We start from the raw sequence: 17,464 nt of genomic DNA, 5'->3' as shown, positions 1-17,464 counted from the left end.
GCGTTCGTTACTTATGCAACTGGACGACATACCGGTTTTTTCTTGAAGTCTTTCGTTGTCCAATCCGGGATCCTCGTATCACTAGCCCAAGCGTAGCCAACCTCCCGGCTGCCAAGGGTATTAGTGAGACATTTAGTGACATCCCGTTCTGAGCTGGGCGCTGCGACAGGAACGAGAGGGCTTCTCGATCGAGTCCGAGACTCCCAATCTTCGCGAAGTCCATTCACTTCATCCCTTCCAACAGCTCCCGCGCTTCACCCAACAAATCCCGAATCCGCCTTCGCTCGGCGATCGCATCCTTGGTGAACAGGCCGTGCTTGCGCGCGTTCTGGTTTGCCCATGGTGCGCCGGATTCCTGTGCGCCACCGTGCATGCGGCAGCGCTTCCTGCCGTGCACCGCCGGCGCGCGGCACGCGCCGCCGGGACGCGTTTGAGCGCAACAACGTGGGCTCACGAGCATAGGCCCGGCATTTCTGATGTGATCGCTCATGCCTATGCCTTCCGCTTGGCATCCGCGCAAGCGGGCCGTCGCCTGGAGCCCGGCGCCTTCGGCGCCTTGCGCGCTGCGGATGCCGGGCTCCTGTCCGAAACCATCACGCTCGCATGCTGCGTGACGTTGCCGACGATGGCCTTGCCGCCGTCGCCGACCGACACGTTCTGCACGGTGATGGCAGGCTCGCCATCCGTTCGCCGAGCTCCGGATCAGGATGGTCGATGGAGAAGCCGTGCGACAGCAGTTTGATCCGCGGGGTGGCGGCGGCTTTGGTCTGGTCGGTTGCGGCGATTGCCGTTGAGATGGTGAGGTCGGGAGCGGTGTTCATGTCGAGGTCCCTCGCAGGCGCGCGGCCAGCGCGCGCGGTTCGGCCACGCGCAGGCGATCGCTCGCCGCCGCGGCCCGGTAAAATTCCAGTTTTGGGTGAGGATTTTGGGCTGCAATCGCGACGGACGCGCCCGCTATGGCAGGGCGACGGGCGCATTCAGGCTTTCGGAATGATGAAAGAATGCCCCTGATTTGCCCGACGTGTCAATTTGTTTGTCTGACGCCGGCGTCTGTTGCCGGCGGTCGCCGGCTACTTTGCATGGGGTTGTTTTCGATATTTTGGGAATGCCGCTTGCGATGCCGCCAATCAATCGTCGCAAATTGCTGGCGCCTCCCGTGGCTTATCGGATCCTTGCCACAACGTCGGGCCGGTTCTTCTCGAGCCAGGCCACGGCGTCGGGTCCATCGACGACGCACTCGAAGGTTTCCCAGGTTGGGTCCTCCAGGGATTCCGGTTGCAGTCGCTTCGCCGCATACTCAACGAGGTCGTGCAAGCGTTCGTATCCTCGTCGGTGCTCAAGGGAATCTGCAATCGCCGTGCTGGCCCATCCTCGTTGGGCCAAATCGATAATGCTCGGAGCGTCAGCCTCGCTGAACCAGGGTGTGGCATCGAACTCGATGCAGCGGACATTATCGGCAGTATGGCAAGTAGCATGGATCATTGGATTCCTCCGTTCGCCGGCTAACAACTTGCGCTAGCATTGCTCTTTAGAGTCTCACATCGCTGCCTCGCACGCCTCAGGCTTTGACCAAGTCCCCCAGCAGGTTCGCAGCCACCGTCAGCTTGGCGAGCGTCAGGCCGCTGGCGGCAATCTCCTCGACCGAGCGGCGGATGCGCGTCGCTTCGGGATGAGCCGCGAGCCAGGTCTCGACGGCTTGCTGGCCGGACTGCCCGGTCGCCAGCATATCCGCGGCCAGTCTTCTTTCGGCGCCAGCGATCTGCTCAACGGCGCGATCGATCGCCATACGTTCGAAATAGTCGTTTGCTGGCACGCTGCGCGCGGCGGCAACGATCCGGTCGAGACGGAAATTCGCCTCGGCGGCAAAGAAGGTGGCGGCGGCGTCGCCGATGGGGCGGGCGGTGCGCTCCGCAACCGTCACGATATCGGGTGCCGAGACCAGAGCGTCGAGATCGGAGAGTTCGCCGGCGAGGCCGGCCGGGACACCGGCATCGGTCAGGTCCTGCCGACGCTTGGCACGTGCGGCCTGCAAGTCCGGCGGCAGGGTGGTGTCGAGCGCGGCGACGATCTGGCGGATAGCCGGGCCGAAGCGCGCGACGACGGCCTCCAGCCCGTCCTTGAAATCGACATTGCGCACGTACCAGACCATGCGGGAGAGCAGGAGGTCCTGGACAGAAGCGTAGAGCGACAACTGCACCTGCCCGTCGATGCAGGTATCGAGTGCATCGATCGCGTCATTGAGCCACTTCAGTCCGTAGCATTCATCGACCGCCACGTAGGCCATGACGATGGTCGGAATATCGGCATCGGTCTCGTCGATCAGGCGCACGACACAGGCCGGGCCGCCGCGGTTGATCACTGCATTGGCGAGGCTGGTCGCGATGATCTCGCGCCGCAGGCGATGGAATTCGACCGCGGCCGGGAATTTGTCCTGAACCTCGCGCGGAAAATACTGAGATAGTTCGCGGGCAAGATAGGGATCGTCGGGCACGCTGGTGGCGAGCAGGTCATCGTAGAGGGTCAGCTTGGCGTAGGCGAGCAACACGGCAAGCTCGGGCCGCGTCAGGAACTGGCCGCGCCGTGTGCGCTCGGTGAGCGCTGCGTCGTCGGGCAAGAACTCCACCGCGCGGCTGAGCAAGCCGCGCTGCTCGAGCGACTGCATCAGGCGGGTGAGGAAGCCGGTCTCCGCCACGCCCTTGCGCTCGACGAGCGAGAGCGCCAGCGACTGCAGATAGTTGTTGCGCAGCACCAGAGCGCCGACCTCGTCGGTCATCGCGGCAAGCAGGCTGTTGCGGTCAGCGGGGCTGAGGCGTCCCTCGCGCTCGAGGCGCGCCAGCGCGATCTTGATATTGACCTCGACGTCGGACGTGTTCACGCCGGCCGAATTGTCTATCGCGTCGGTGTTGAGCTTGACGCCCTTCTGCGCGGCTTCGATGCGGCCGCGCTGAGTGACGCCGAGATTGGCGCCTTCGCCGATCACCCGGGCGCGCACGTCGCTGCCCGCGATGCGGATCGGATCGTTGGCGCGGTCGCCGGCCTGGTCGTCGCTTTCCGCCGACGCGCGGATATAGGTGCCGATGCCGCCAAACCACAGAAGGTCGGCGCGCGCTTTCAGGATCGCCGTCATCACCTCGAAAGGCGTGGCTTGCGGCTTGTCGAGATCGAGCAGGGTGCGCACTTCCGGAGCGAGCGGGATCGCCTTGAGCTGGCGCGAGAACACGCCGCCGCCTTGAGAGATCAGCGACTTGTTGTAGTCCTGCCAGCTCGATCGAGGCAGGTCGAACAGGCGCTTGCGCTCTGCGAGACTGATCGAAGGATCAGGCGAGGGATCGATGAAGATGTCGCGATGATCGAAAGCCGCCACGAGCTTTGTCGCCGGCGAGAGCAGCATGCCATTGCCGAAAACGTCGCCGGACATGTCGCCCACGCCCACCGCGGTGAACGGCATGGTCTGAATGTCGGTGCCGAGCTCGCGGAAGTGGCGCTTGACCGCCTCCCAGGCGCCGCGCGCCGTGATCCCCATCTTCTTGTGGTCGTAGCCCTGGCTGCCGCCGGAAGCGAAGGCATCGCCGAGCCAATGGTTCTTCTCGGCTGAGATCGCGTTGGCGACGTCGGAGAAGGTGGCGGTGCCCTTGTCGGCGGCGACGACCAGGTAGGGGTCATCGCCGTCATGGCGCACGGTAGAGTCGGGCGGCACGACGACGTCGCCATCGAGATTGTCGGTGAGCTCGAGCAGCGAGCGAACGAAGATGCGGTAGGCTTCGGTGCCTTCCGCGAGCCAGGCGTCGCGATTGGAAGGTGGCGGCAAGCGCTTGGGCACGAAGCCGCCCTTGGCGCCGACCGGCACGATCACGGCGTTCTTGACCTGCTGCGCTTTCACGAGGCCCAGGATCTCGGTGCGGAAATCCTGCGGCCGGTCGGACCAGCGCAAGCCACCGCGCGCAACCTTGCCGAAGCGCAGGTGAATGCCTTCGACACGAGGTGAATAGACGAAGATCTCGTAGAGAGGTCGTGGAGCCGGCAGGTCGTCGATCCGACGCGCGTCGAACTTGAAGGAGATCACCGGGCGCGGATGTCCATCCTCGCCGATCTGCCACAGATTGGTGCGAATCGTCGCCTGCACCAGGTTGGTGAAACGGCGCAGGATGCGGTCTTCGTCCAGCGAGGCGACGGATTTGAGCTGCTCCTCGACCTCGGCAAGCAGGGCCGTCTCGCGTGCCGAGCGTTCGGCATCCGTGGAGGCGAGGCGTGGATCGAGGCGGGTCTGGAACAACGCGACGAGGCTGGCCGTGATCGCGGCGTTCTTGCGCAAGGTCTCCCACATATAATCCTGGGTGAACGGCGCGCGGATCTGGTGCAGGTAGCGGGACAGCGCCCGGATGGTCGTGACTTCCCGCCAGCCCAGGGCGGTGCGCAGGATCAGGCCGTTGTATCCATCGGATTCGGCGCGATCGCGGACCACCGCCATGATCGAGGCTTCAAGGCGATGGCTGAATTCCGGGCTGATCGTGATCGGCTGGCCGTCGCTGGCCTCGATCGTCATGTCGTGGAGCCAAACCGGCGGAGGCGCCGGCGTGGCGCGCGGCGCGATCTGATAGGTGCGTTCGTTGACCACGCGCAGGCCGTGATTTTCGATCACGGGCACGCGGTAGGACAGCGACAGGGGCGCGCCGCGCGAGAACACCTTTAGTCCGAAGCGCTTGGGATCGACCTCGCTTTCGTCACGGTGAACCGAAATCGCCACCGGGCGGGTTGGCGTGAGCTTTTCGATGGTGGCGATATCGGTGATCGCCTGTTCCGCGCCGAACACCTCGGTATAGCCGCCGCTAAAGGCCTTGGCATATCGGTTGGTGAGCATGCGCGCCCGCATGCCATCGGTCGAGGCAGTGAGCGCGGCCTTCAGCTTGTCGGCCCAGGTCGCGGCAATGGCGCTGATCCCGGCTTCAAGCGTGGAGCGTTCGACGACGGGAGTTTTGCCTTCGTAGCGCCCGATGATGTAGTGGACGCGCACAAGCGCCCCTTCAGGGAATGAAACGTAGGAGGCCGACAGCTTCCCCTTGTAGACCTGTGAGAGGAAGGCGCCGACGCGCGTGCGAACGTCGGTGTCGTATTTCTCGCGCGGAATGAAGGTGAGGATGGAGGCGAAGCGATCGAACTTGTCTACCCGCGCCAGCGCCCGGACGCGCGGACGCTCGTAGAGGATCAGTATCTCCATGACGAAATTGTAGAGCGTGTCGACGTCGACCTGGAACAGTTCGTCACGCGGATATTCTTCGAGAATATGCATAAGCGCTTTGCCCGAATGGCTGTTCGGGTCGAAGCCGGCGAGTTGCAGCACCCGCGTCACCTTGTGGCGGACATAAGGGATCTGCCGTGCGGAGCGGGTATAGGCGCCTGAGGTGAACAGGCCGACGACCCGCAATTCGCCCTCCAGCCGGCCGTCGGGCGTATAGAGTTTGATGCCGACATAATCCATACGAATGCGACGATGAACGCGACTGGAGACGTTGGCCTTGATGACGATGAGCAGGGTGGGTTCGTGCATGAACTCGCGTATTTCCGGCGTCATCACCACCATTTCGCTACCGCGGCGCAGGACCTTCGCATCCGGATCGCGGAGGATTCCGAGGCCTTCGCCGGTCGTGATGTCGTCGGACGCATCGCTGTCGGGCGAGAAGCGATATTCGCGCACCCCCAGGAAGGTGAAATTGTCCGCGCAGAGCCATTGCAGGAACTGGTTGGCTTCGGCGACCTCATCGATCGGCAGCGGCGGCGGATTGGAAGAGAAAGTCTTGATCGCTTCCTCGACGCGGTCACGCATGGCGCGCCAGTCGGCGACGCAGGCGCGGACGTCGTTCAACGTCCTGGTGAGACCGTCGATCAGCTTCTGGCGATCGGCATCGGCGTCCAGGCGGGTGATGTGGAGATGAATCAGGCTTTCCCGCGTGCCCTTTGTTCCCTCCGGCAGTGCTTCGCCGTAGAAGCGCAGGAGCTTGCCTTGGTCATCGCGCTCCACCGCGAGGATCGGGTGAGCGACGAGGGTGACTTCGATGCCCTGCTCGGCCAGCTCCGCCATCGTGGAATCAAACAGGAAGGGCATATTGTCGTTGAGAACTTCGAGCACGGAAATCTCGCGCCCGTCCGGCATCATCGGATTGACGACGCGGACATCGGCGCTGCCGGCCGTGCGCTGCTGCACGTGCTCCCAGGCCTGTTCCGCCAGGAAGGCCAGCGACGAGGCATCGTGATTGGCGAGGTCCTCGACATTGGTGTAGCCGAACAGAAGTTCGGCAAAGGTCCGGGGAGCCTTGCCCGGCTGCACGCTTCCCGCTGCATCCCGGATCAGAGTTGAACGGGCTTTATCGTCACGCCAAGCCATAATGTCCTCCATTTGCCGCGCCTTCCGACCGCAGTCGCGATCGTCAGCTTGATTCTGGAGTGCATCTCTTTGAGCGCCACTGCCTTGGCCGCGATCGAGCGCGTACGCGAAATCCCGGTCTCAAAGCTTCGACAGCTCCTGACGATAATATCCCAAACCTATCCAAGGCGCACGCTGTCGTGAGAAGTGCTGAGATATGGCAGCGCGTGAGGCCGAAGTAGGCGCCGACGGCCACCGAACCAATAGTTTAAGCAAAATCACAAGCAATTTCAATTGTGTATGAGTTCGTGGTTTTGTTCTGAGTGGCGCGCCATTCAGTACGGAACTGCGAACACGGGCAGTTGCCGATTTGCAATCGAAGCGGCGACGGGAATACGCGGCGGTACCGACTTCAATCCCATGATGCGGACTTCCCTGTCGGCCACCTCGATGCGCTGCGCGAGGGCGGGCAGGTGGTCGCGGTGGTAAAATTCCTCATTTCTCGCGCGTGCGTCGCGAGCGAGCGGCGCGTTTGAGAGCGTCGACGAAGGTGACAACAGCCTTGGGATGTTCGGCCGCAATTCGGCGCAGGATCACACAGAGCGGAGGCAATGCCACTCGCGGCACAATCTCGACGACCCGGGCATCGGGAAATGCGTCGCTGTCTCAAGCGCTGCCGTAGCGAACAACGCCGATCAATGAATGATCCAGCCTTATCAGTGCGCCAAGCGTTGTCGGCGAAACTGCTTCCACAACCGGCTGGGGTGGCGTCAGCCCATTGTTAAGAAACCCGGCCATGAAAGCCCGCCGAACTGCCGTATGACGAGGGGGAGCGATCCATCGTTGAGAGGCAAGGTCGTGCCAATTTAGATTGCCTTGGCGCGATAGCGGGTTCGTTTTCGCCACGACGGCGCAGACGTGATCGTTGAAGATGATCTCTGACTGAAGTTGTTCGATCGGATCGTTCGTCAACGCCTCGGACGGCAGGGCGCCGAACACACAATCGAGTTCGGCCTCGAGAAGAAGTCTCAGGAGGTCGCGCACGGGCCCCTCCCGAATCTCGACGCGGGCGCCCGGGACCAGCCGCATCAACTCAACGGTCGCCTTGGGCACGATACCGGTGATCGATGGCGCTCCCACACGCACCACAGCGGTCGCACCGCCACGCATCGCGTTCAGTTCTTCCGCAGCGTGCACGGCTTGACCGATCATCACGCGCGCGTGGTGGATCGCGGAGCGGCCGAAGATATTGGGGTCAACGCCGTGTCGTCCGCGATCGAACAAGGTCGTTCCGAACGCTCGCTCAACCTCGGCCAACATCTTGCTCGCTGCGGGTTGCGTGAGGTTCAGCGATGTCGCTGCCGCCCGCAACGAACCTTGATCGGCAAGCAGTACGAGCAACTGGAAGTGCCGCATTCGCAGCCGCCTGAGCAAAAAGTCCGGCGTTGTGAGCATGGTTGCGACGCGCTCCGAAGCATAACAAAAAGTAACCACGGACTGAATATAATCAAATTTACAGGAATGTCATAGGGGTCCATCTTGTCGACGATCCTCGATGCCTAACGACATTTTGCGCCGTCCAATGACGCCTGATGCCAGCGAAACAACAAACGGAGCGAAAAATTGGACCGCCGACAGTTTCTTGCCGTCACCGCGGCTACCGTGGCTTCGACCCGGGCTTACGCGCAAGCACGCTCCGACGTTGCATCCCAACCGGTAGTGCCCGGCAACCTAAGAGTTGCCGCGTGCGATGCGTGGATTTGGGGGCTCCCTCTCATCGAGATGGCCGAGCAGCGGGCGGTGCGTTCTGCTGAGGGCGTGAAGCCGAATACCTTCCAACACCAACGGGCGCTCGTTACCGCGAAGGGGCAGTTCGTCACCACGCCCAACAACGATACCCTGTATTCGCAGGCCTGGCTGAGCCTCGAGAAAGGTCCGGTCACGATCTCAGTGCCTGCGTCCGGCAGCCGGTACTATTGCGTGCCGTTGATGGACATGTATTCCAACAATTTCGCGATCGTTGGTACCCGGACCTCCGGTTCGAATGCGCGGACATTCACCGTCATCGGCCCGCGCGAAACGGCCAACATTCCTCAGGCGATCCGTGCGCCGACCAACTCGGTATGGATTCTCGGCCGTACGCTTGTCGATGGTGACGGCGATCTGTCGAAGGCGCATGCGTTCCAGGACGGATGGACGATCAAGGGGCCGGAGAGCGGCGCGCTGAAAAGCTACGCAAAGCGCAGCGCGCCGTGGAACGAATATTTCGCCGCCGTGCAGGAATTGATGAACGAGAATCCGCCGCCGGTGACGGACTCGCGCATCCTGGATGGGATCGCGCCCCTTCTGCAATTCGGGAAAACCTTCGATCCGTCGCGTTTTTCGCCGGAGCAGATTGCGGAGATCAAGGCCGGAATCGGAGACTACGGCAACCGGCTCCTGCAAATTCGCAAGAATACGCTGGTGCATAACGGCTGGAGTTTCCCACGCTACAGCATGGGCGATTTCGGACAGGACTACGATTATCGCGCGGCTGTCGCGATCGGCGGTCTCGCCGCACTGCCCCGGGTCGAAGCGATGTACCTTCGCGCGGGCGGGCCGGACGGCCGGGGATTCGACAGCGCGAAATCCTGGAGACTGGCCTTCGCTGCGGATCAACTGCCGCCGGTGGATTCGTTCTGGTCGCTGTCGATGTATCGGCTCATGCCCGACGGCGGACTCTATTTCGCGGAAAACCCGATCAACCGCTACACGGTCGGCGACCGCACGGCCGGCCTCAAGCGCGGTCCCGACGGTTCGCTCGAAATCGTCATGTCGCGCGCGGAGCCGGCATCCAACCCGAACGCGAACTGGCTGCCGGCACCGGCCGAAGGCAATTTCATACCGATCCTGCGCGCTTATTTGCCGAAAGCCGAGCTCCTTGAAGGCCGCTATCAGCTTCCCGCCATCCAGTCGATCTGATCGACCAACAAGCGACTCGTCATGAAAAAGATCTGCTCCATCGTTCTGCTGCTCTCGACCGTCAGTCCGATTGCTTCGGTTGCGCGCGCGGAGTCTGCCGCCGTGGATACGGCAGTCCCGGTGACGGCCGATAATTTCCCGCGTGCGGAAAGCGATTTGTATTTCTCCCGGCTGGCGAAGGACGGGGCATTCGGTCAGCTGCGCCATCGTCGGGAGCCGGCAAGGGTGGACCATCAAACGGTCATCAGGCTCAATCGCGATACGCTGTACTCCTCCGGCGTATTCGATCTCGATGCCGGCCCTGTGACCGTCACGATGCCCGATCCCGGCAATCGCTACATTTCCATGCAGGTGATCGATGAAGACCATTACACGCACGACATCTTTTACGGTCGCGGCACCCACACGCTGACCAGGAAACAGATCGGCACGCGCTATGTAATGGTTGTGGTCCGCACGCTGGTCGATACGGCGGATCAGAAGGACGTCGACGCGGTCCACCGCGTGCAGGATGCGATCAAGGTCGAGCAGAAAGGCGGTCCGGGCAGCTTCACGGTGCCCAATTGGGATCAGGCCAGTCAGAAAAAGGTCCGCGATGCGTTGCTCGTACTCGCATCCACCCTGCCTGACACCAAGGGCATGTTCGGAAAGAAGGGCGAAGTCGAGCCGGTGCGGCGGCTCGCCGGTGCGGCTTCGGCATGGGGCGGCATACCCGAGAAGGAGACGCTCTACCTCAACGTCGTGCCCGCAAGGAACGACGGCAAGACGGTTTACACGCTCAAAGTCAAGGACGTGCCCGTGAAGGGGTTCTGGTCGATCAGCGTCTATAACGAGAAGGGCTATTACGAGCCCAATCCGCTGAATGCTTACAACCTGAACAACGTCACCGCAAAGAAAGAGGCCGATGGCTCCGTCGCGGTGCAGTTCGGCAATTGCGACGGCAAAGTCCCGAATTGCCTGCCGATCCTGGACAAATGGAACTACATGGTGCGGCTGTACATGCCGAACCCGGCGGTGGTGAGCGGCAAATGGAAATTTCCGGCAGCGCAGCCGGCGAACTGACGAATGGCGGGCGTGTGAGAGACTCTGTTTCGTGTTGGGCAGGTCCGTGAGGACCGTCGGTCGACGCGAGTTCGAAGTCCACCTGACGCGGCGAAGATCGCGCGGCGCAACGATCTCCCCGTCCAAACCAGGTTTTGGACGTCGCGCTACTTCTTGTTGTCGCTCTTCACTGAGCAAGGCAACGAGCATCGCTCGGTCACCGCGCTCCTCTTGCGCGTGCGCCCAACGAGCCATGCGGTCCAGGGCCGGTAAAGCTACAGCATCCCCTCAAGTAAACTGCCCGTGAACCCGGGAATAACCATCCTGGCTGCCTGATCTGGCACTCAAAGGGCGGAAATGTCTAACGGAGGCGCGTGCCCGAATTTTCGGCGCGCGCCATCATCCGGCCGGCAGAACATGCGCGGGCTGTTTGATCTGTCGGTCCGCCCGGCGACGGAGACGTGAATGCATGGTTCGCTGCAAGGCTCGTATTGCCGTGATGCAATAGAGCGGGGGAGGGGAGGCTTGAGCATTGACTGCGGCGAATCTGAACCTGACCTTCTGGGTTGGGCCTTGTGGCCAGGGCACGAGGATCTGTCGATTGAGTTCTTGAGGCTAATGGGATCTGCGCAGGAGGGAGGGGCGACCGCCGCCGAGTGCCGGGTCACGGCCAGCCGCATCGATCCGTCGAACGACCACTCCTGGTACAGCGAATGGATGAGCGTTGCAGATGTAAACTGCCAGCGCGGCAACGCTGCACGGCGCGACGGCCTCGTGCTGACCGCACGGAGCAACTGGCTGCGCGCCATCAATTACTATCAGTCGGCGGCGCTCCCATTCGATCGCGGGGATCGTCAATACCGGCTCGCGACATCAAACATGCGCCAATGCGCGCGCGACTATCTCGACTGCTGCAACCCGCGAGGCGAGGTGGTGTGGATCCCCTGGCCGGGCGGGTATCCGCTCGAGGCTTATTTCCTGCCGGCGCCGGAACCGGCTCGCCGGGCGCCAGTCATCCTTTGTGTGGGAGAGCCTGGCCAGCGCAAGGAAGAGTTCCTCCACAAGGTTGGGCGCTACGCCCGTGAGCGGGGGATGTCGCTGCTCGCTGTTGATTTGCTCGGGGCCGGCACAGGTCGGGAGTTCGACGAGATCGTCGGCCGTTCCGACCTCGAAGCGACCCTCGGACACATCATGGATTATCTTGTCGAACGGGAAGATGTCGATACCAGCCGGATCGCCATTCTGGCCGACGGGTGGGGATCGTCCTTCGTGGCCCGCGGCATCGCATTCGACGATCGCTTTGCGGCGGCTGTGTGCGATGGCGGCATCTGGGACCTGCATGAGCGTGCCTTCCTTGCAGGGCGTGCCCCGTTTCAGGCGAAGTGTTCGCGGTCGGATCGTGATCTCGGGCGGGTCGCACGCAACATCAAATGTCCTGTCCTGATTGCGACCGGCGAGCGTGGCTGGTTGAGAGCCGAGCGCGTGCGGGAGCTATTCATGCAGCTCAAGGAGGACGGGCGTGACGTAACGCTTAGAATATTCGCCGCTTCCGAGACGGCGGCGATGCAGGGCCACGTCGACAATCCAACGCTCGCCAACGAGTATATTTTCGATTGGATCGCTTCGCGCCTCGGTATTTGAAGGGTGTCGTACTTGAAGGGTGTGGGCGTTTACCGGGCCGGGCGGGTCATTCCAGCCCGGACAGGGTCACGCATCCGCAATGACCTTAAGGCGGCCCTTCTCCAAGCGATTTCTCAAGCCGCTGAGCGTATCGATCAAATCGTCGAGCTGCTTGTTGCTGAGTTCGGCAAAAATGAACGCGTTAAGCGCTTCCTGCTGGGCGGCGAGCCCTGCCATTTGCTTGTAGGTTTTGTCCGTCAACGACATCAGCACGATTCTGGCGTCTTCGGTCGATGCCTTCCGGCGAAGGAAACCCTTCTTCTCCAGCAATTTCGATTGCGTCGTAACGAACGACGGATCGACATGAAGCTTCTTGGAGACAACATTGACGGGAACGCCGTCCTTGTCGTCGAGATCTGCGAGCGCCATCAGGATCATCCACTGCGGGCCGCTGATGCCGAGCGCCTTGGCCCAGAAGTAGCGCAGCTCTTCCAGGTGAACGCCGACAGAATTGATAACCCAGGCGAACCGCCGGATGGCGTCCTGATTCTTTGGAGCCGTTTCGCCCAATCGACATTCCTCGTGTGCGCCGAGAGGTTTGCAACCTTGCTGCCTTGCCCGGCCATCGATCTATCTTCGTCGATTTCATTTCCAAAACAAGTAAAAATATCCTGCGTTATTGCTTATCCACGCGGCAGCAGGGGATATTAATCCTAGAAAACGGCCAGGTTTGGCTTTGACGCGAGGTTTTCCATCAGTTGCAAGAAAGGCACATCATTTCCAAAAGAAGTTAGCTTATAAAATAAGGTATTTCAATTAGTGAAGTAATGCACTCATAGTCGTTTCCGACGGCTGGGGGTTCCGGATCGTCCCGCTGGATGCTCGCGCAAGTCCCTCTCTCGTGCGGGGGCACAAGAGCGAAACCATCGAGCGGTTTTTGGGGGGAGCCAGCCCTGAGGGAAATTACCCCGGTGGGTACGGAGCCTCGAGAGAGAACAACTTGGAGGTTAACATGAAAATGATTAAGAGCCTTATCCTCGGCTCAGCGGCGGGTCTCGCCGCCCTGAGCGGGGCGCAGGCAGCTGATCTTCCCGTCAAGGCCAAAGCGGTCGAGTATGTGAGGATCTGCTCCCTGTATGGAGCCGGTTTCTTCTACATTCCGGGCACCGACACCTGCGTCAAGATGGGTGGCTATCTGCGCGTCGACTCCACCTATGGCGGCGGCATCTACGGCGCTCCATTCTGGAGTGGTGACGGTGGCTACGAGTCCGGCCAGGGCAACCGCTTCACCGACCGAATCAATGTTCGTTCGCGTATGGCACTGACGCTCGATACGCGCACCGCCACCGAATACGGCGTTGTCCGTACTTTCGGCCAGGGTGACTTTCAGTTCAGCACCTATGGCGGCACCGCCGCCAATCAATCGCTCAACGGCGCTGCTCTCCTGGGTACACTGAACAACGACACGCCCGGCAACGGCCAGGTCGCTGTCGAAATGGTGTTCATCCAGTTTGCCGGCTTTACGTTCGGCAAATCCGCTTCGGCCTATGCCCTGCCCTGGAATGGTTACGGCGGCAACAACAACACCTCGTTCCTGATCGGCGGTCCCGATTATGTAACCGGCGTGAACAACATCCAGTATACCGCACAGTTCGGCAACGGCGTGTCGGCCAGCATCGGTCTCGATGAAGGCAAGGTGTTCAATCGTACCCAGCTCGGCAATTTCGACGTGTTTACGCTGCCGGCGATTTTCCCCACCAACGGCGTGCAGACGCCAACCACCCTGTTCCAGGGCGGCTTCGGGCTGGGGGCGGCCGCAGGTTCAGCGGTTAACCGCTCGACCGGTGGGCCCGCCAACGCCTATGGCGGACAGTTCGCGCCGGATATCGCGGGCAACATCAGGGTCGATCAGGCCTGGGGCATCTTCCAGGTTTCGGCGATCGCACACTATATCAACGCGTCGTACAACTTCCTCGACTCCTCCACCGACGCTGGCTCGCAGGGCTTCTCAACCCCGTTCGGCGCCGGTGCCTACATCGTGTGTCCGGCGAACGGCATCATCAACACGGTAGCTGGACAGCCGTGTAGCTCGTTGACTTCCGGTCACCCTGACAGCAGATGGGGCGGCGCCATCACTGCCGGTCTCCAGCTCAAGAACCTGCCGACCGGAGTTGGCGATACCCTGAACGTCGATACTACCTTCGCCAAAGGCGACACCAAGGCCGTGATTTCGACCAGCGGTGCTTCGCCATCCTTCGCGATGTTCAACAATACCGGCGGCAACCCCACGGTCGGGTACGGCTACGTCTCGGACGGTGTGTTCAGCAACGGCAATGGTTTGAACGGGGCGGGCGTTGCCACCGGTGGAATCCAGTTGACCAAAGCGTTCGGATTCCGCGGCGGCTACATCCACAACTGGGATGCAAACTGGCAGAGCAGCCTGTTCGGAAGCGCCTCAGCTGTGCGTTACAATGATGTCGCCAAGAACGCATATTGCAATTCGGTCTCTGGCAATCCGTTGTTTGGTTGGGGCAACCGAGGTGCAAATCCCACCTCGACCTGCAATCCGGATTTCAACGTCTATCAGGTCGGCTTCAGAACCGGATGGACACCTGTGAAGGGACTGACGTTCAGTGGCGAAGTTTTCTGGTCCTATCTTGATCAGAACTGGAGCGGTACCACGCGATCGCAATTCGGCGTGAACCCACCCTTCCTGGCCACCACGTATACGTTCAAGGACCAGCAGACGGCTTCCTTCAATCTGAGGGCCCAGCGAAACTTCTGATCTGTCGCGGGTTGATGATCTGGAGAGTCCCGGCGTTAGACCGCCGGGACTTTTCGTTGTAACCGCGGCGGGTAGAGAATATGTACAAAACTAAAATGCATGATTGACTAAGGTATTTTAGTTTTGTACATAAGGTCTGGAGTTGCTGCTGGAACGTTTGGCCGCCGCTCGCTCGATCAGAGGAGACACACTCACCTTTATGATAAACCTCCGAAACCTCCGGCAATGCCCTGCCGGAGGTTTTTCATTTTGTGGTACGTGTACAAGGCTTGCAGGTGGTTCGCCGAACACTGCGCCGCCGCCGTTCGGCCGCCTCTGGCATCGAAAAAAGCGGTCGGGACGAAGTCGCCTGACGTTCAGCGACCGATAGCCAAACGCCGGAGGATATCGTCCTTGTCCGACCCTCGCGACTTTCACGCGCCGCAATCGTCCTACACCAGGGAAGAACTGCTCAGATCGAGCGAAGGCGGCTATTTCGGTCCGGGCAATGCCCAACTGCCGGCGCCGCCGATGCTGATGATGGACCGCATCACGGAGATCAGCCTCGCCGGTGGCGAATTCGGCAAGGGCCATGTCGTCGGGGAACTGGATATCACGCCAGGTCTCTGGTTTTTCGACAGTCACTTTCTCGGCGACCCTGTGATGCCTGGATGTCTGGGTCTGGATGCCATGTGGCAGATCATTGGCTACTGGCTCGGCTGGTCGGGCTCGCCGGGCAAGGGCCGCGCCGTCGGTGTCGGCGAGGTCAAGTTCCGGGGGCATATCACGCCAGACGTCAAGCGCGTGCGCTACGAGGTGAATATGCGCCTCGTTAGGCGCGGTAAACTGGCGCTCGGAATTGCCAATGGCAGCGTGTTTGCCGACGACGCATGCGTATATCTCGCCAAGGACATGAGAGTCGGATTGATCGCACCCGCGATCTGAGATGTGGTCCGGGAAAGAGGCTGTGGCCTTCCGGGGCCCTTGGCTATCGTTGCGAAGCGATGGCAGCCTTTTCATCCATGAGCGAAGCTTGCCCCGGCGCAACAGGTATGCAGTACCTTGAACGCGACAATCGGAGATTCGACTATGACGGTTCAAACGGCAAGAGCATCGCTGGCGCAACTGCCGGTCACGCTCGCCGATATCGAGGCCGCGGCAGCCACGCTGGCCGGCCTGGTTAAATGCACGAACTTCGACCGCAGCCGGACCTTGTCCGACATCACCGGCGCCAGCGTGTGGCTCAAGTTCGAAAACCTGCAGTTCACCGCGACCTTCAAGGAGCGCGGGGCGCTCAACCGGCTATCGGCCCTGTCGGCCGATCAGCGACGGCGAGGTGTGATCGCGGCCTCGGCAGGCAATCACGCGCAGGGCGTGGCCTATCACGCGGCACGCCTTTCAATACCGGCCACCATCTACGTGCCGGTCGGAACCCCGACGGTGAAGATCGAGAACACGCGCCGGCATGGCGCGACCGTGATCGAAGGCGGGGCGACACTGGAGGAGGCCGCCGCATTGGCCACGACGCATGGCCGAAACGAGGGCCTGACGTTCGTTCATCCTTACGATGACCCCTTGATCATTGCCGGTCAGGGCACCATCGCGCTCGAGATGCTGGCTGCGGTGCCTGACCTCGACGTTCTGATCGTGCCGATCGGCGGAGGCGGGCTTATTTCCGGCATCGCGGTCGCCGCCAAGACACTCAAGCCGGATATCGAGGTGGTCGGCGTGCAGGCCGCGCTCTATCCTTCGATGTACAATCTTATCAAGCATCAATCCCTACCGATGCGCGGTGACACCCTCGCGGAAGGCATTGCCGTCAAAGCCCCTGGCCGGATCACATCCGAGATCGTGCGCGCGCTGGTCGATGACATCGTTCTGGTGACGGAGCAGGATGTCGAGCATGCGCTGAGCCTTCTTCTGACCATCGAAAAGTCCGTGACGGAAGGCGCCGGGGCCGCCGGTCTGGCCGCCGTGCTCGCCGATCCCGCGCGCTTCAAGGGCCGCAAGCTCGGTCTTGTGCTGAGCGGCGGAAATATCGACACCCGGCTTCTATCGGGTGTGCTTACCCGCCAACTCGCCAGGGAGGGCCGCCTTTCACAGCTGAGGTTCGACATCGTGGACCGGCCGGGACAGCTCGGCGAGGTGGTCGCTGTTCTGAGCCGGGTCGGCGCCAACATCGTGGAAGTATCCCATCAGCGCATCTTCACGGATCTGCCGGCCAAGGCGGTGCATCTGGAGATCGTGGTCGAGACCAGGGACCGGTCGCATCTCGCCGCGACGATCGAGGCGCTGAGGGCCGCCGATCTCAATGTGGTCGTCGGTGCCCACTAGCGACGCGTGCGGGCGCATCATGAGCCCGCTTCGCATTATCATCGTCGGCTTCGGCAAGATCGCGCGGGATCAGCATGTGCCGGCGATCACGGCGACGGAGGACGCCGAGGCCGAGTATATCGGGCTTTACCGGCGCTTCGTCGAACTCACCGCGACGGGTGCGCTGGACGTCGATCTTGCCCCGTTCCAGCTTGTAGCCGACGCCTTCATGCTGGGACGCCGCCGCACGGTGGAACCGTTCGAGGACGCGGCATGACCCGGCCATTCGCGGCGCGCGTCCCGGTGGCGGTTGGTATCCGCTGCCAAATGTCCTATCTGCTCTGGTGGACAGGAAACGTGCGCGATTCCCATGATCGCAGGTTCCTGGCCGCTGCGCCGTGCGAATT

General features: G+C 61.7%; 12 protein-coding genes and 1 pseudogene. 7 read left to right on the top strand and 6 right to left on the bottom strand.

Features of this window, described 5'->3' with window-relative positions:
* Positions 1-223: 223 nt before the first annotated feature.
* The 5 genes from FFI89_RS28940 to FFI89_RS28915 form a co-directional block, all read right to left on the bottom strand.
* Positions 224-490, bottom strand: coding sequence for an HGGxSTG domain-containing protein (locus FFI89_RS28940; protein ID WP_138830923.1), 267 nt, complete (start codon positions 488-490; stop codon positions 224-226).
* Between the two features lie 103 nt (positions 491-593).
* On the bottom strand, positions 594-821 hold the full coding sequence (locus FFI89_RS28935; RefSeq protein ID WP_246669289.1) for a hypothetical protein: 228 nt from the start codon (positions 819-821) through the stop codon (positions 594-596).
* 340 nt (positions 822-1,161) lie between these two features.
* Positions 1,162-1,482: a hypothetical protein gene (locus FFI89_RS28930; protein ID WP_138830922.1), complete on the bottom strand. Its 321-nt coding sequence runs from the start codon at positions 1,480-1,482 to the stop codon at positions 1,162-1,164.
* 76 nt (positions 1,483-1,558) lie between these two features.
* Positions 1,559-6,391: an NAD-glutamate dehydrogenase gene (locus FFI89_RS28925; protein ID WP_138830921.1), complete on the bottom strand. Its 4,833-nt coding sequence runs from the start codon at positions 6,389-6,391 to the stop codon at positions 1,559-1,561.
* A 633-nt stretch (positions 6,392-7,024) separates the two neighbouring features.
* Positions 7,025-7,813, bottom strand: a complete 789-nt coding sequence (locus FFI89_RS28915) for a LysR family transcriptional regulator (protein WP_138830919.1) — start codon at positions 7,811-7,813, stop codon at positions 7,025-7,027.
* A 345-nt stretch (positions 7,814-8,158) separates the two neighbouring features.
* Here FFI89_RS28915 and FFI89_RS28910 point away from each other — a divergent pair, with 345 nt between their 5' ends.
* The 3 genes from FFI89_RS28910 to FFI89_RS28900 all read left to right on the top strand — a co-directional run bounded on the left by FFI89_RS28910 (position 8,159) and on the right by FFI89_RS28900 (position 12,001).
* Positions 8,159-9,319, top strand: a complete 1,161-nt coding sequence (locus FFI89_RS28910) for a DUF1254 domain-containing protein (RefSeq protein WP_168213089.1) — start codon at positions 8,159-8,161, stop codon at positions 9,317-9,319.
* 21 nt (positions 9,320-9,340) lie between these two features.
* Positions 9,341-10,381 (top strand): DUF1254 domain-containing protein, encoded by a 1,041-nt coding sequence (locus tag FFI89_RS28905; RefSeq protein ID WP_138830917.1) that lies wholly within the window; start codon positions 9,341-9,343, stop codon positions 10,379-10,381.
* A 504-nt stretch (positions 10,382-10,885) separates the two neighbouring features.
* A complete protein-coding gene (locus tag FFI89_RS28900; RefSeq protein WP_371721951.1) occupies positions 10,886-12,001 on the top strand; it encodes an alpha/beta hydrolase family protein in 1,116 nt (371 codons plus the stop codon).
* A 66-nt stretch (positions 12,002-12,067) separates the two neighbouring features.
* Here FFI89_RS28900 and FFI89_RS28895 read toward each other — a convergent pair whose 3' ends face one another.
* Entirely contained in the window at positions 12,068-12,550 is a 483-nt protein-coding gene (locus FFI89_RS28895) for a MarR family winged helix-turn-helix transcriptional regulator (protein WP_138830916.1), read from the bottom strand.
* Positions 12,551-12,992: 442 nt separating this feature from the next.
* Here FFI89_RS28895 and FFI89_RS28890 point away from each other — a divergent pair, with 442 nt between their 5' ends.
* The 4 genes and pseudogenes from FFI89_RS28890 to FFI89_RS28875 form a co-directional block, all read left to right on the top strand.
* Entirely contained in the window at positions 12,993-14,765 is a 1,773-nt protein-coding gene (locus FFI89_RS28890) for a porin (RefSeq protein WP_138830915.1), read from the top strand.
* Between the two features lie 393 nt (positions 14,766-15,158).
* A complete protein-coding gene (fabA, locus tag FFI89_RS28885; RefSeq protein ID WP_138830914.1) occupies positions 15,159-15,689 on the top strand; it encodes a bifunctional 3-hydroxydecanoyl-ACP dehydratase/trans-2-decenoyl-ACP isomerase in 531 nt (176 codons plus the stop codon).
* 144 nt (positions 15,690-15,833) lie between these two features.
* Positions 15,834-17,078, top strand: a complete 1,245-nt coding sequence (locus tag FFI89_RS28880; RefSeq protein WP_138830913.1) for a threonine ammonia-lyase — start codon at positions 15,834-15,836, stop codon at positions 17,076-17,078.
* Between the two features lie 106 nt (positions 17,079-17,184).
* Positions 17,185-17,334, top strand: a pseudogene (locus tag FFI89_RS28875) (gfo/Idh/MocA family oxidoreductase); the annotation flags it as partial.
* Positions 17,335-17,464: the final 130 nt, after the last annotated feature.

It is taken from the genome of Bradyrhizobium sp. KBS0727 (assembly GCF_005937885.2).
GTDB lineage: Bacteria > Pseudomonadota > Alphaproteobacteria > Rhizobiales > Xanthobacteraceae > Bradyrhizobium.
This window is presented reverse-complemented; position numbering and strand designations above follow the sequence as displayed.